The sequence below is a fragment of the Niameybacter sp. genome (genome assembly GCF_036655075.1).
Classification (GTDB): Bacteria; Bacillota; Clostridia; order Lachnospirales; family Cellulosilyticaceae; genus Holtiella.
The window spans coordinates 39,481-53,381 of the sequence record NZ_JAVVQU010000020.1 but is presented as its reverse complement, the minus strand read 5'-3'; the positions used below and the strand labels follow the sequence as shown (position 1 = coordinate 53,381).

The following is a 13,901-nucleotide window of genomic DNA, read 5'->3' as shown; positions in this document are numbered from 1 at the left end:
AGAGCACTTGACTTTTAATCAAGTGGTCCGGAGTTCGAGCCTCCGGTGGCTCATAATTGAATACCAGTAGTACCTTGTGTACTACTAAATGCGTGAGTGGCTCAGGGGTAGAGCATCTCCTTGCCAAGGAGAGGGTCGCGGGTTCGAATCCCGTCTCGCGCTTGATATGCCCAGATAGCTCAGTCGGTAGAGCAGAGGACTGAAAATCCTCGTGTCGCTGGTTCGATTCCGGCTCTGGGCATGTTTTAAACAAAAGGTAAGGCCCATTGGTCAAGCGGTTAAGACACCGCCCTTTCACGGCGGTAACAGGAGTTCGATTCTCCTATGGGTCATTGTTACTTTAAAAGTAGCATGGCGGGGTGTAGCTCAGTTTGGCTAGAGCGCCTGATTTGGGTTCAGGAGGCCGCAGGTTCGAGTCCTGTCACCCCGATTTAGTTCCAATGTCGTGGAACTAATCATAAGTAATATGGGTCACTAGCTCAGTTGGTAGAGCACTTGACTTTTAATCAAGTGGTCCGGAGTTCGAGCCTCCGGTGGCTCATAATTGAATACCAGTAGTACCTTGTGTACTACTAAATGCGTGAGTGGCTCAGGGGTAGAGCATCTCCTTGCCAAGGAGAGGGTCGCGGGTTCGAATCCCGTCTCGCGCTTGATATGCCCAGATAGCTCAGTCGGTAGAGCAGAGGACTGAAAATCCTCGTGTCGCTGGTTCGATTCCGGCTCTGGGCATACTTTTTTGTCTAAATCCACAGATAACTTAGTTATCTGTGGATTTTTTTATGTTCTGAAAGCTATTTTGTGGAAAACTATTGACATTCCACCCTATGGAAGGTTTATAGTAAAATCAAGTAAGTGAAAAATTTGTTACAGTTAGTGAGTATGAATATAAAGGAGTGGAGAAAATGTTTAAGAAAAAAGGATTTTTGATAGACTTAGAAGAAGCATTAACTTATCCATCTATAGAGAAAATTTGTGAGTATATAGAAGGATACGGTAAGGACACAAAGCAAGATATTGAGTTTGTAAGTAAAGAAAAGCCTGTGACTTTCTATATAGAAAAAGAACTTTATGAAGTGAAAGTAGACATGGCTAGAGGTGGATACACTTTACACTGTACACAGGTTTAAGCACGTTGGCTATGAGTGAAGATAAAATATTAAGTATCCATAAGCGGTATAGATATAAACAAAAGACCACATGACTCTTCATAAGTCGTGTGGCCTTTTGTATGTTTTACAAGTAGTTTGGGGAAGTAATATTTATGTAGATGCTTGCCGCTAGAAATATGAGTGGTAAGCGTAGATAGTTCTTGGGAGGACCTTAATTACTATTATAATGGGTAGCAAGCTTTGAAAAAGCAGGAAGTGAGCGCTCGATTTGTTCATAGCTTATACAATATGCAAGGCGTACATAGCCTGGGCAACCGAAACTAGAACCAGGAACAAGAAGTAAGTTAAATTGTTTAGCTACCTCACAGAAGGCCCTATCATCTGCTGTAAGAGCTTTTGGGAAGAGGTAAAAGGCACCTTTAGGCTTGATACAGTCAAAGCCGATACTTGTAAGATGGTTATAGAGTAAATCACGATTACGCGCATAAATAGATACATCAACTTCACTTTCAATACACTTGCCAATAACCTTTTGGAAGAGAGAAGGTGCATTAACAAAACCTAAAATACGGTTAGCGACGTTAAGGGCGCCCATAATATCGTTGAAGTCATCCACTTCACTTGGTACAACAATGTAACCAATACGTTCCCCGGGAAGAGAAAGAGACTTACTGTAAGAGTATCCAATGAACGTATTTTTGTAATAATGTACGGGATAAGGCACAGTAGCATGATCGTAAGCAATCTCGCGGTAAGGCTCATCTGAAATGAGATAGATGGAAGTATTAAAAGTCTTTTGTGCCTCTTCTAAGATGGCAGCGAGTTGTTTAAGGGCGCTATCAGAGTAAATGACACCTGTTGGATTGTTAGGTGAATTGATAATCACAGCTTTAGTACGACTAGTAAGGGCAGCTTTAAGTGCTTCCATATTTGGTTCAAAAGTCGTTGTATCAGGTGGAACAATGACAAGTTTACCATCAAAGTTATTTACATAGTTGCTATATTCACCAAAGAAAGGTGCAAATACAATAATCTCGTCATCTGGGTTTAAAAGTGTTTTTAAAATGATGTTGAGACCACCAGCAGCACCGCATGTCATAACAATATTGGCAGTTCCGAGGTTTAAGGCATATTTGTTGTTAAGGTAGGTTGCAACAGTGTCACGGACATCTTCATAGCCGGAGTTGTTCATGTAACCATGAAGGACGTTTGGATTTTCTTCATTTACAATATCTACAATAGCTTCCTTTACAGCATCTGGAGGTACAACATTTGGGTTTCCTAAGCTAAAGTCATATACATTTTCTGCACCATAGAGGTTAGCTAAGCGTTTTCCTTCTTCGAACATGGCACGAATAGTAGAGCTATTCGCAACTAAAACTTTCATTTTATTTGAGATCATAAAGTTGCTCCTTTTTAAAGTATTAAAGTATATATTATTATAATACAAATTTTTTTATAATAAAACAAAAATTATGAGATGTGCAGGAGTTGAAAGTCTGCACCAGATAGTTCATAATAAACCTAGGATCTATAACTCAATGGATAATAGCGTCCAATACACTAGATAAGTATCATCAGGAGGTTTAAAATGGAAATTAATAAACAGTTTGTATTAGATACAGCAAAAAAACTTTTAGAGCATCATAGTCCTAGTGGATTCTGCTTTGAAATCATGGAAGAAATTGCAGCTTATGCTAAGTCCTTTGGCTATAGCTTTGAGACGACGCGTAAAGGGTGTGGTATTATTACTGTACCAGGTAGTCAAGAAGAGAGAGTAATAGGTCTATCAGCTCATGTAGATACATTAGGTGCTATGGTAAGAAGTATTACAGGAAGTGGGACATTAAGCTTTACTCTAGTTGGTGGACCTATTTTACCAACTCTTGATGGTGAGTATTGTAAGGTTCGTACAAGAGAAGGAAAAATCTATACAGGAACTTTCTTAAGTACAAGTCCATCCGCTCATGTCTACGAAGATGCAAGCTCTAAGTCAAGAGATACAAAAAATATGGAAGTACGTCTTGATGAGGTAGTCAATTCTAAGGAAGATGTAGAAGCTTTAGGTATTGCTAATGGCGATTATATCTTTATTGAACCTAAGACAACGATTACAGAAAGTGGCTATATTAAGTCTCGTTTTATTGATGATAAAGCAAGTGTAGCAGCACTTATGGGTCTACTTGAAATGTTAAGTCGTGAAAAAGTAACACCAACTTATACGCTTAAAATTTTCATCTCTGTCTATGAGGAAGTAGGACATGGATCAAGCTATATTCCTGAAGATATTACAGAAATGATTGCTGTAGATATGGGATGTATTGGACAAGACTTAGCTTGTACAGAACAAGATGTATCTATCTGTGCTAAAGATTCAGGTGGTCCTTATGATTACCAAATGACTTCAAAACTCATTGAACTCGCTAAGGTAAATAGCTTACGTTTTGCAGTAGATATTTACCCAATGTATGGTTCAGATGTAGGGGCAGCCCTTAGAGGCGGAAACAACATCTGTGGTGCACTCATTGGACCAGGTGTACATGCTTCACATGGTATGGAACGTACACATTATGATGGCTTAGAAAATACAATCAAACTTTTATACCACTACATTACACAATAAGGTGAGAAAAGGGCCTGTTACAAAATGCAGACTCCTTGTATAAAAATAAATAGTATAGCTATAAAATAAATAAAGGTCTCTGAAGCTAGCTTAAAATGGCTAGTTTCAGAGACCTTTTATTCATGGCATTTATAGCTATTCACCCACATCATAAAGAAGTTAAAGAGAACAAAAGCTACAATAGCTGTTGTTAGAAAGAGTTGTAGGCCAGATATTTGATGAACAATATTCCCGAGTTTTTCAAGACCTTGTCCATTTAAGAAAGCAGACATTTTAGTAGAAGCTATCATACCAATTGCCATAGGGAAAGTAAGGGCTGCAAATCCAGGGTGGAAAGTAAAAGAGAAGAACTTTGGTAAATTGATAAGTACATAAATAAGTGAAGCTAAGATGATGGCATATAATGCATATACAAGCCATGCACTAGGCTTGGCAATAAAGTTTAAATAACTTACAAGACAGAGGCTCGTTGGTGCAAGAATAATGGCCTTTGTCATGAAAAGTGGGCCAGTCGTAATTGGTTTTTTAATGAGTCTTAATACCATAAGAGGAAGAAGAATACTCAGTACAATAAGTCCGTAGTAGACAATGACAGTACCAATTACGGGTTCATTCATTGGAACACCTGTTACGGTAGCCACCATAATACCATTGAAGGTTACAAACCAGCTAGGTACAAAAGTATTGCTATCAAAGTTTTTGATTACATTTCTATAGATAAAGAACAATAAATGAATGGCGTGTAGACCAAGTCCTAAAGACCAAAGCCCCTTACCTACAAAAGGATTAAAGTCAAAGATATAATTTCCGAAAATCATGATAATCATTGTAAGTCCTGCATATAAACTAGCAGGAACGGTAGCGGCATATTCGTTTTGAACTATTTTAAAATGACAGATAATCTTTCCAATGTAACAAAGGAGAATAAGAGCAGCAGCCCACATGGAGAGGTGACGCACCCATGTAAAGCCTTGGGCATTCCATGCATTAGAAAGTGTAGCTACTCCAACCATTGTAGGAAGGATAGCAACGGGCAAATGAGCAAGCTTAGAGGTAAATGATTTTTGAGGCATAAAGTGTCTCCTTAAAGTTAATTTTCGTAAGTAAATTCAAAGTTTGAGGTTGTATTGAAAAAGTCAGAGTAATCTATTTTAAAAAGGGGTTTTTTTACTCTAGAAACATCTATATGGTTTTTAATAAGTTGAGTGAGCACACCAGAGTAAGCTAAATCACCTTGTAGAATAGCACCGTAAATTTTGCCATCTTTATGGACAAGCTTTTTGTAGTTGCCTTGTGTATCTTCTTCAATTTCAATCATGTAGTCTTCAGGGTTTTGCGGTTGGGCAAGACCTAGTGACATGGTAGGGATACCAAAGAAATTCATTGTAGATTTACTGGCAAAGAAGTCTGTCATTTCTTTTTGTGTACCTGCCATATTGCTAGCAGCTACAATCCCTTCTTTTACAGCTACAGGCCAGATTGGATTGCGGCCTGTTACATCACCAGCGCCGTAAATATCTGGATGAGAAGTTTGTCCACAGGCATCTATAATAAGGCCGAAACGATCAAGAGCAATATCACTTTCTTCTAAGAAACTGACATTAGCACGCACACCAGAGGCTACAATAAGAAGGTCACAAGGAATGACTTCATCATTATTAAGTCTAATAGCTGTAATGGTTTGTTGTGCATCTAAAATGAGTTCTTTTGCACCTATACCGAGTAAGAGCTGTACACCTTTGGCGGTGAATGCTTGCTCATAAGTTGAGGCAGCTTTGCGGTCAAGTTGGATTGGAAGTATACGGTCTTGCATCTCAAGGATAGTTACAGACTTTTCTAAGTGTATGAGACCACAAGCGGCATCAACACCGACAAGGCCAGCACCTAGGATAACGATATTCTGAGAGTCATGAGCTTTTTCTATAATAGCTTCGCACTCGTCTAAGTCATGGAATCCAATAGCATTGGTAGCCTCTTGTAGACCAGGAATAGGTGGGAAAAAGACATGAGCACCTGTGGCAATAAGTAACTTATCAAAGCTGATGGTCTTACCGGAGGCAGTCATAACTGTTTTATTTGTAGGATCTACTTTGTGAGCAACATCACCTTTTAGCCAATTGATGCGATAAGTCTCTATAAAGTCAGTCGGTACAAATTGAAGTTGTTCTAAGTCTCGGATGCCTTCCATGTAATGATGTAGGATACATCTTGAGTAAATATGTTCATCTTTTGAAATTAAAGTAATTTCTGCGGTAGGGTTCAGCTCACGAAGGCGTTTTGCACCACTGATACCAGCAGCAGAAGCACCTAATACAACATATCTCATTTTTGCACCTCCTCTAGTGTAATAGCTTGCATTGGACATTTTTCTACGCACATAGGACCAGCATCACGATGTGTACACATATTACATTTCATAATTTCCTTTTGTTGTAGAGAATCACTTTTAAGGACACCGTATGGACAAGCCATAATGCACATATAGCAACTAGCACATTGTGCTTTGTCATACTCAACAAGTCCTGTTTGCACATTTTTATGCATAGCACCTGTCATACAAGTAAAGACACACTCAGGTTCTTCACAGTGGCGACAAAATATCGGCGCATAGTTGTTTTGGCTATCAATAACAATACGATTGCGAGGGTCTAGGCTATTATTGCTGATGATACAAGCAGTGACACAAGTTAGGCAGCCTACACATTTAGAACGGTCAATTTTAATTCTTTTCATCTAGACACTCTCCTACAATTTTATAGATGTTGATTGGTGTTGCTTTGTATGAAGGCTCTTTTGAAAATGGATCATAAAGAGAAGGTGTAAGTTTATTGGTTTCAATGTAATGCATAGGTGCATAAAGTTGATTTTCAGATACATTTTCAGTAATTTTGGCAGTGAAGCGTGCTGTATGCCCATTAATAGATGCCACTTCAAATAGTTCGTTTTCCATAATACCCTTTTCTTTTGCAAGTGATGGATGAATATAGATATAAGCCTGTGTAGCATAAGTTGCAGAGGCTACTCCAATTTCTCTAGAGCGAACTTGTGTATGCCATTGCCCTACAGTATCACGGCCTGTATTAAGAATATAAGGATATTGTACTGTAGTAGGAAGTGGGTTTTCCATAATTTCATCAAATACGAATTTAGCTTTTTTAGAAGGTGTATAGTAGTTGCCATCTTCAAAGAGTCGGCGTTCGTTTTCTTCTAATATATCCCCTTCTCTAAAGGGCCATTGAATACCAGCAGTGCCTTCAAGTGCTTCATAGGTTACGCCTGTAATATCACAAGGCATCCCTTTTGAACATTTTTTCATAAGCTCAAAAGTAGCTTGTGGGGTTTGCCACAAATCGAGTAAAGAGCCCATGCCAAGTGCTTCACCTACGCCGAGGAAAACTTGAAAATCCGTTTTTTCATGTTCCTGTTGTGGAAGAATAGGACGCATAGCAGAAAGACGTCTTTCTGTGTTAATGTAAGTTCCAGTTTTTTTCAGACCTGAAACAACAGGGAAGAAAACATCTGCATCTTGTGATGTATGGGTATCGTCATAAATATCTTGAACGATGAAAAGTTCAAGGTGTTTAAGTGCTTCTTGGAAGGTAGAGTTGTTGGTCCAAGAATGACGAGGATTAGTAGAGACTACCCAAAGCGCTTTGATTTCACCACTAGTAATTTTTTCGATAATAGCATTGTAAGGGAGTGTTGGCTTGTTGATAAGCTGATCGTCCCTTATTTCAAGTGCATTACAAACAGCTTGACGTCTTACTGTGTTGTCATAGTCGCCACCTCCATAGAGGCCTGCTGTGTTACTAAATATACGTGAGCCCATGGCATTACATTGTCCTGTAATAGAGTTGGCGCCAGTACCAGGACGTCCTATATTGCCAGTCATAAGTGCGATATTAATAATAGCTTGAGCAGTTCTTACAGCTTCATAGCCTTGGTTAACACCCATCGTCCACCAAAGAGATACACTTTTACCTGTATGAATGAGTTCAGCCATTTCATATAAGCTGTCCAAGGAAAGTCCAGTTTTTTTTGCAACAATATCAGGTGTATAGGTAGTAACAAGTGATTTGAAACCCTCAAAGTTTTCAGTATGCGCTTCAATGTACTGGGTATCAATATAATCTTTTTCAATGAGAATATGAGCAAGTCCATAGAAAAGATAAATATCTGTTTTACCATTGAGTGGATAGAAATAATCAGCTTTTTGAGCTGTTTCAGAGCGACGAGGGTCAATGACGATGACTTTCTTATTTGGATTGCGACGAATACGATCCCAGATAATTGGATGTGTCACAATAGGATTTGCACCAATTAAGAAAATGGTATCTGAAAGTTCAAAGTCATTTAAAGTGTAAGGAGGTGCATCAAATCCGAAGCTTTGTTTGTGTGCAACAACAGAAGTTGCCATACAAAGTCTAGTATTACCATCTACATGTCCTTTTAAAAAGTTGCGCATAACATGAGAAAATAGAGCCATTTCTTCTAAAGGTAATTGACCTGTGCTAATGGCAGCAATACTGTCACTTCCATAAGTTTGTTGAATATTAAGGAGCTTGTCTGCTACATAGTGATAAGCCACGTCCCAAGGAAGTTCTTGCATTTCGCCTTGTGCACTGCGAATCTTTGGTAGAGGTGAGGGTTTGAATTTTGTATTTTGCTTATCTAGAGAGATGCCTTTAATGCAAGAGAAACCCTTGTTAACAGGATAGGTAGGTGTAGGTAGTACTTTTACGATTTGCTCATTTTCCACATAGAAATCAAGATTACACGCTAATGAACATACATTACATGTAGATTGCACTTTTTTCATGGAGAGCCTCCTTTTTGATAATTAATTAACGATAGATAAATTATAATCCTTTATGAATAAAAGCACCGTGACTAATCTCACGGTGCCTTGAAAAATCGAGAAAGGGCATGGGTGTCTGGAACAAAAATATATTTATGCTCATAAATGATGAGTTGATTTTCTACTAAGATTTTAAGAGAACGTGAAATAGTTTCACGATAAGATCCTAATAATTCGGCAAGAGCCGTGATTGTAATAGGGAAGTCAAGCATAACACCACTTTCATGAGGAATACCATAATCTTGAGTAAGTTTCCAAATTTTTGCAGCTAATTTTTTCTCCATTTTAATAATAGAGGTAGAGTTTTTGATTTGGCGATAGAGTCGCCGAATCCGTTTGCTAATATGATTGACAAAGTTCTGAGTAAGTCTAAAGTCTTGTTGCAATAAGGGTATAAAATCAGAACGATAAAAAGTGAGAATCGTACAATCTGCATGGGTTTTACAGCTAATAGAAGCAGGGAGGTCATCAAAGAGTGTTTCGTTGAGCAAAGTATCTTTCCCTAATATGAATATAGTCTTAATTTGACCATTTGAGTTTGTTTTATACAGTGTAACAGTTCCAGATAAAATAATATAAAAGCAATGGAGTCTATCCTTTTCTCTAAACAGGTGGGTACCACTTTTATAAGTTTTAACATGACCTATACTTTCTAGATGAGCATAGGTAGTAGGCAAGAGTGCTTCGAATAAGCTAAGTTGTTCTAGTGTTTCCTTTGTAATACGTGCCATAAATATCTACCTTTTTTATATTTGGATTTTGGTTGCTTTATCTATTATATGATTAAATATCAAAAATTAAAATGAAAAAGAAAAAGTAGTCAGAGAACGTGATAAACATCACAGTTTTTTGAAGGTGAATCCCATATACTGACACAAGAATATCATGTTAATGAATTAACAAGTATAGAAAGAACGGAGTGTAGGAAATGGGATATAAAACAAGTACAGCACACTTAGATTGTATTTTGAGAGAACTTTCGAAAGAATATAGTATTTATGCACCGAAGACTTTTATTGGAGAAGGGACTTACTCAGATACCAATCGTATACGATATGGCAGAGTAGAGTCTGTAGAGGAAATTAATTTCAAAGAGAAGTCAGAGTTCTCATATAAAGAAGTTTTAACACCTATTTCCGAGACACTCTTCTATTTTACAGAAGATGAAGTGAAAGAGTCAGATGAACCGAAAAAGGGAGCGATTATTTTCTTGCGTAGTTGTGATCTACATGCTGTAAAACGTATGGATGATATTTACCTTAGAAATGGTTTTGAAGATATATATTATAAAAGAATTAGAGAAAAGACCAAATTTATCCTAATGGGATGTACAGAGTCCTTTGAGCGTTGTTTTTGTGTAGATATGGATACAAATAGAACAAGCAACTATGATGCTTATATTAAGGTGCAAGGTAATGAGGCATTTATTGAAGGGGGCTTTGAGGCACTTTTCTCACGTCTTGAAGAAGTGGAAGAAGTAAGTGTTAAACCAGACTATGTGATAGAAAACAAAACAAGAGTCAATATCCCAGAAAATTTATCGGCTGAAGTTATGGATAGTGCGATGTGGAATGAGTACAACGAACGTTGTATTGCATGTGGTCGTTGTAACTTTGTATGTCCAACATGTACATGTTTTACAATGCAAGATGTATTTTACGAAGGATCTGATCATAAAAGGGCAGGTGAACGTCGTAGAGTATGGGCATCTTGTCAAGTTGATGGATTTACCAATATGGCGGGTGGACATAGCTTTAGAGGTGACAAAGGGCAACGTATGCGTTTTAAAGTGCTACACAAAGTGCATGATTATAAGAAACGTTTTGGCCACCACATGTGCGTAGGATGTGGACGTTGTGACGATATTTGTCCGGAGTATATCTCATATTCAGCATGTATTAACAAATTATCAGATGCTATGAAGGAGGTTCAATCGTAATGAAAAATGAATATATCCCTTTTTTATCAGAAATCAAAGAGGTTATTAAACATACAGAAATTGAATATACCTTCCGTATGGCATTTGAGGGCACAGTTAAGCCAGGTCAGTTCTTCGAAGTATCTATTCCGAAATATGGTGAAGCACCTATTTCAGTAAGTGGTATGAGTGAAGGTACAGTAGACCTTACCATTCGTAAAGTAGGGAAAGTAACTGGTGAAATCTTTGAAAAATATGTGGGTGATAAACTCTTTTTAAGAGGGCCATATGGGAATGGGTTTGATCTTGATGTATATAGAAATCATGAAATTGTAGTAGTAGCAGGTGGTACAGGTCTTTCACCTGTTAGAGGTATTGTGGAGCATTTTGCTAAATCTAGTGAAGCATGTAAAGGGCTTACACTTATTACAGGTTTCAAAACACCAGAGGATGTACTTTTTAAAGCAGATTTAGAAGAATGGAGTCATACGGCTCACATTACGGTAACAGTTGACCAAGCGCCAGAAGGTTATGAGGGGCCAGTAGGACTTGTAACAAAATATATTCCAGAACTTCCAATTCAAGATTTAGAGCATGTACAGGTTATAGTAGTAGGTCCTCCTATTATGATGAAGTTTACAGTGCAAGCATTCTTAAAACGTGGTATTAAAGAAGAAAATATTTGGATTTCGCAAGAGCGAAAAATGTGCTGCGGTATTGGTAAATGTGGACATTGTAAGATGGGTGATACTTATATTTGTCTAGAAGGCCCAGTGTTTAACTATACACAAGGCAAATTGTTAAGGGATTAAGAGGAGGAAGCTATGGATATTAATACAAAGAAACTTAAAAAGAATGCTTTTAGAGTAAGTAAAGTAAGAGGCATTACAGCATCGAGAGTACGTGTGCCTGGCGGACTCATTAAGGCTGAATACTTAGGCAAAATTCAAGAAATTGCAGAACGCTATGGTAATGGACAAGTACACATTACTATTAGACAAGGTTTTGAGATTTTAGGCATTAAGTTTGAGGATATGGACCATGTCAATGCACTTTTGCAACCGATTATAGAAGGCCTTGAAATTAATCAAGAAATCCCTGGAAAAGGCTATAGTGCCGCAGGTACACGTAACGTATCTGCATGCATAGGAAACAAAGTATGTCCATTTGGAAATTACAATACGACAGACTTTGCTAAAAATATTGAGAAGGCTATTTTCCCCAATGACCTTCACTTTAAAATAGGGTTAACAGGCTGTCATAATGACTGTATTAAAGCAAGAATGCAAGACTTTGGCATTATTGGTATGACTATGCCACGCTATGATGCAACGAGATGTGTATCTTGTGGAGCTTGTGTAAAAGGTTGTAAGTCTCGTTCAGTTGGATGTTTATCTGCAAAAAACTACCGAGTAGAACGACAAGCAAATCAATGTGTAGGGTGTGGTGTGTGTATCAATACCTGCCCAACAGGTGCATGGACAAGAAGTGCACAGAAATATTACCGTTTGGTCATTATGGGTAGAACTGGAAAGAAAAACCCAAGGCTTGCAGAAGACTTTATCGTATGGGCAGATGAGGCAAGCATTATCAAAATTATTTTAAATACCTATGAGTATGCAACAGAATATATTGATAGGACGGCACCAGGAGGTAAAGAACATATCGGTTATATTGTAGACCGTACAGGATTTATGGCATTTAAAAAATGGGTATTAAAGGATGTACAGCTTCCAGCAGAAGCCGTTGTTATCAATAATGTCTATTGGAGTGGTATCCATTATTAAAGTAATGAATAAGGACCTAAGAGCTCTTGCATTAAACGCAATAGCTCTTTTGTTTTGATCCATACCAAAGAGTTGCAAGTTTATAGTGAATGGTTCATAATAGAACTTAGTTATATCAGACAAAATATAAGCATTTGAGTTAAAAATTTAATTTGAAAACGAAAACATTTAGGAGGGTCATATGACATATATCGTTGAAGTTAAAGCAGAAAAAGTAGAGTGGAATAGCATTAAACCAGTAGAAGTTGCGAGTTATCCTTGGGGAACAGATTATATGCCAAAGACAACAGCACGGCTTTATCGCATTGAAGGACAAGGTTTTTGCCTTAAAATGAGATGTGAAGAAGAAAATCCTAAAGCGTTATATACAGAAGCTAATGAACCCGTGTACAAAGACAGCTGTATGGAGTTTTTTGCAAATTACTATCCAGAAGAAGCGGGAACAGGATACATTAATTTTGAAATGAATAGTAAGGGTGCAGTACTTTGTGAATATGGTCAACCAGGAGATCGCTTCTACTTAAAAGATAAAGGATTTGATATACCTACACCAGTCGTGACAAAAGAAGGCGGTTGCTGGGAAGTAGAGCTTATGATTCCAGATACATTTATTCAAGCTGTTTATGGTAAAGAAGAGATGGGTGGCATGATTAAAGGAAACTTCTACAAATGTGGAGATGATACACATACACCACACTATGGAAGTTGGAACCCAATTGACAATCCTTTTCCTGCATTCCATAAACCAGAGTACTTTGGTGAATTAGTCATTAAATAGGCATTGTAAATTTCCCAGGAAATATCTAAATATTTATTGTTTATACATATCTCTATCGTATACTCCTATAATGTCTAAAATATAACATTTATAATACAAACTAGAAATAAATAACAGGAGGACGTTATGAAAAAGTTTTTATGTACAATAGGAATACTTACAGCAGTAGGTGCCTTTTTAACAGGTTGTAGTATGGGTCCTGAAGCTACAAAAACTGAGCCGATTGAAGATGAAGCAAAGGTACAAGAGCTCTATAATGTAGCCAAAGAAGCTATGGTGACTTACTTTGATACAAACATTGAAGATGGTGTAGAACGTATAGTGGAAGGCTCTAAGAACTTTGTTCTTGTAGACTTACCTTCACAGACTTACTTGCACAGAAATAATATGATTAAAGGAACAGCAGAGGGTGAGCCAGTGCCAGGTGAAATTTATTCATATGGTGTAAGTATGGATCCGGATACAAATGCAATTACAGGTGCGATTGTTGTAGAATACTTAGAGGCAGAGCCACAAAAGTATGAAATAGAAACACTCCAAGAGAGTGCAACGAACTTCTTAATTGACAAGAATATTATTGAAGATGTAAGTAAACTTGTATATAGTGGAACTGAAAAAGCGATGAGTAATGAAGTATATACAGGACTTAAATTCCAATACAACAATGAAGATGACATTCTTGTGACAGTAAGTCTTCAAAATGGACAAGTTAGACACTTTGAGTACTCTGCTAAAATTGAAGTAGAGCAACCAGCAGAAAAATAATATCAAATCTATAAAAAATCCCCCATGCAATGGCAGCTGACCATTGGGTGGGGGATTTTTATA

The 13,901-nt window shown here is 37.6% G+C and carries 13 protein-coding genes and 7 tRNA genes; 14 read left to right on the top strand and 6 right to left on the bottom strand.

The genetic code is table 11. The annotated features are described in order from the left end of the window. Positions 1 to 90: 90 nt before the first annotated feature. From RRY75_RS07370 to RRY75_RS07335, 8 genes are all read left to right on the top strand, one after another. Positions 91 to 162 (top strand) — tRNA-Gly (locus RRY75_RS07370). A gap of 6 nt (positions 163 to 168) precedes the next feature. After that, positions 169 to 241: transfer RNA gene (locus RRY75_RS07365), tRNA-Phe, on the top strand. 19 nt (positions 242 to 260) lie between these two features. Continuing rightward, positions 261 to 332, top strand: a tRNA-Glu gene (locus RRY75_RS07360). A gap of 23 nt (positions 333 to 355) precedes the next feature. After that, positions 356 to 430, top strand: a tRNA-Pro gene (locus RRY75_RS07355). Between the two features lie 38 nt (positions 431 to 468). Then, positions 469 to 541 (top strand) — tRNA-Lys (locus RRY75_RS07350). 37 nt (positions 542 to 578) lie between these two features. After that, positions 579 to 650 (top strand) — tRNA-Gly (locus RRY75_RS07345). A gap of 6 nt (positions 651 to 656) precedes the next feature. Further along, positions 657 to 729 (top strand) — tRNA-Phe (locus tag RRY75_RS07340). 173 nt (positions 730 to 902) lie between these two features. Next, positions 903 to 1,127 carry a DUF4318 domain-containing protein gene (locus RRY75_RS07335; RefSeq protein ID WP_332491760.1) on the top strand — a complete coding sequence of 75 codons (225 nt, stop codon included), beginning with the start codon at positions 903 to 905 and terminating at the stop codon, positions 1,125 to 1,127. A gap of 193 nt (positions 1,128 to 1,320) precedes the next feature. Here RRY75_RS07335 and RRY75_RS07330 read toward each other — a convergent pair whose 3' ends face one another. Next, positions 1,321 to 2,511 (bottom strand): pyridoxal phosphate-dependent aminotransferase, encoded by a 1,191-nt coding sequence (locus tag RRY75_RS07330; protein WP_332491762.1) that lies wholly within the window; start codon positions 2,509 to 2,511, stop codon positions 1,321 to 1,323. Positions 2,512 to 2,700: 189 nt separating this feature from the next. Here RRY75_RS07330 and RRY75_RS07325 point away from each other — a divergent pair, with 189 nt between their 5' ends. Then, on the top strand, positions 2,701 to 3,732 hold the full coding sequence (locus RRY75_RS07325; RefSeq protein ID WP_332527401.1) for a M42 family metallopeptidase: 1,032 nt from the start codon (positions 2,701 to 2,703) through the stop codon (positions 3,730 to 3,732). Positions 3,733 to 3,848: 116 nt separating this feature from the next. Here the strand turns inward: RRY75_RS07325 and RRY75_RS07320 are convergent, their stop codons facing one another. From RRY75_RS07320 to RRY75_RS07300, 5 genes are all read right to left on the bottom strand, one after another. Then, the gene (locus tag RRY75_RS07320; protein ID WP_332491766.1) at positions 3,849 to 4,805 is read right to left on the bottom strand and encodes a TDT family transporter; all 957 of its coding nucleotides are present in this window, start codon (positions 4,803 to 4,805) and stop codon (positions 3,849 to 3,851) included. A gap of 17 nt (positions 4,806 to 4,822) precedes the next feature. Continuing rightward, entirely contained in the window at positions 4,823 to 6,058 is a 1,236-nt protein-coding gene (locus RRY75_RS07315) for an NAD(P)/FAD-dependent oxidoreductase (RefSeq protein ID WP_332491768.1), read from the bottom strand. Continuing rightward, the gene (locus tag RRY75_RS07310; protein ID WP_332716149.1) at positions 6,055 to 6,465 is read right to left on the bottom strand and encodes a 4Fe-4S dicluster domain-containing protein; all 411 of its coding nucleotides are present in this window, start codon (positions 6,463 to 6,465) and stop codon (positions 6,055 to 6,057) included. Before RRY75_RS07310 ends, RRY75_RS07315 begins: the two co-directional genes overlap by 4 nt. Continuing rightward, positions 6,452 to 8,551, bottom strand: a complete 2,100-nt coding sequence (locus tag RRY75_RS07305; protein WP_332491772.1) for a molybdopterin oxidoreductase family protein — start codon at positions 8,549 to 8,551, stop codon at positions 6,452 to 6,454. Before RRY75_RS07305 ends, RRY75_RS07310 begins: the two co-directional genes overlap by 14 nt. Positions 8,552 to 8,628: 77 nt before the next feature. Then, complete coding sequence (locus RRY75_RS07300) at positions 8,629 to 9,321, bottom strand: Crp/Fnr family transcriptional regulator (RefSeq protein WP_332491774.1); 693 nt, start codon at positions 9,319 to 9,321, stop codon at positions 8,629 to 8,631. Positions 9,322 to 9,518: 197 nt separating this feature from the next. Between RRY75_RS07300 and asrA the strand changes: the two genes are divergently transcribed. From asrA to RRY75_RS07275, 5 genes are all read left to right on the top strand, one after another. After that, complete coding sequence (asrA, locus tag RRY75_RS07295; protein WP_332527400.1) at positions 9,519 to 10,529, top strand: anaerobic sulfite reductase subunit AsrA; 1,011 nt, start codon at positions 9,519 to 9,521, stop codon at positions 10,527 to 10,529. Continuing rightward, entirely contained in the window at positions 10,529 to 11,320 is a 792-nt protein-coding gene (gene asrB, locus RRY75_RS07290) for an anaerobic sulfite reductase subunit AsrB (RefSeq protein WP_332491778.1), read from the top strand. Before asrA ends, asrB begins: the two co-directional genes overlap by 1 nt. Positions 11,321 to 11,332: 12 nt before the next feature. Further along, positions 11,333 to 12,295: a sulfite reductase subunit C gene (gene asrC, locus RRY75_RS07285; protein ID WP_332491780.1), complete on the top strand. Its 963-nt coding sequence runs from the start codon at positions 11,333 to 11,335 to the stop codon at positions 12,293 to 12,295. A 181-nt stretch (positions 12,296 to 12,476) separates the two neighbouring features. Next, the gene (locus tag RRY75_RS07280) at positions 12,477 to 13,073 is read left to right on the top strand and encodes a carbohydrate-binding family 9-like protein (RefSeq protein WP_332491782.1); all 597 of its coding nucleotides are present in this window, start codon (positions 12,477 to 12,479) and stop codon (positions 13,071 to 13,073) included. Between the two features lie 126 nt (positions 13,074 to 13,199). Further along, positions 13,200 to 13,838: a hypothetical protein gene (locus tag RRY75_RS07275; RefSeq protein ID WP_332491784.1), complete on the top strand. Its 639-nt coding sequence runs from the start codon at positions 13,200 to 13,202 to the stop codon at positions 13,836 to 13,838. Positions 13,839 to 13,901: the final 63 nt, after the last annotated feature.

Coding starts and splice junctions, on each gene's coding strand:
- RRY75_RS07275 (WP_332491784.1), top strand. CDS start 13,200: ATGAAAAAGTTTTTATGTACAATAGGAATACTTACAGCAGTAGGTGCC.
- RRY75_RS07335 (WP_332491760.1), top strand. CDS start 903: ATGTTTAAGAAAAAAGGATTTTTGATAGACTTAGAAGAAGCATTAACT.
- RRY75_RS07320 (WP_332491766.1), bottom strand. CDS start 4,805: ATGCCTCAAAAATCATTTACCTCTAAGCTTGCTCATTTGCCCGTTGCT.
- asrC (WP_332491780.1), top strand. CDS start 11,333: ATGGATATTAATACAAAGAAACTTAAAAAGAATGCTTTTAGAGTAAGT.
- RRY75_RS07310 (WP_332716149.1), bottom strand. CDS start 6,465: ATGAAAAGAATTAAAATTGACCGTTCTAAATGTGTAGGCTGCCTAACT.
- RRY75_RS07300 (WP_332491774.1), bottom strand. CDS start 9,321: ATGGCACGTATTACAAAGGAAACACTAGAACAACTTAGCTTATTCGAA.
- asrA (WP_332527400.1), top strand. CDS start 9,519: ATGGGATATAAAACAAGTACAGCACACTTAGATTGTATTTTGAGAGAA.
- asrB (WP_332491778.1), top strand. CDS start 10,529: ATGAAAAATGAATATATCCCTTTTTTATCAGAAATCAAAGAGGTTATT.
- RRY75_RS07325 (WP_332527401.1), top strand. CDS start 2,701: ATGGAAATTAATAAACAGTTTGTATTAGATACAGCAAAAAAACTTTTA.
- RRY75_RS07305 (WP_332491772.1), bottom strand. CDS start 8,551: ATGAAAAAAGTGCAATCTACATGTAATGTATGTTCATTAGCGTGTAAT.
- RRY75_RS07280 (WP_332491782.1), top strand. CDS start 12,477: ATGACATATATCGTTGAAGTTAAAGCAGAAAAAGTAGAGTGGAATAGC.
- RRY75_RS07330 (WP_332491762.1), bottom strand. CDS start 2,511: ATGATCTCAAATAAAATGAAAGTTTTAGTTGCGAATAGCTCTACTATT.
- RRY75_RS07315 (WP_332491768.1), bottom strand. CDS start 6,058: ATGAGATATGTTGTATTAGGTGCTTCTGCTGCTGGTATCAGTGGTGCA.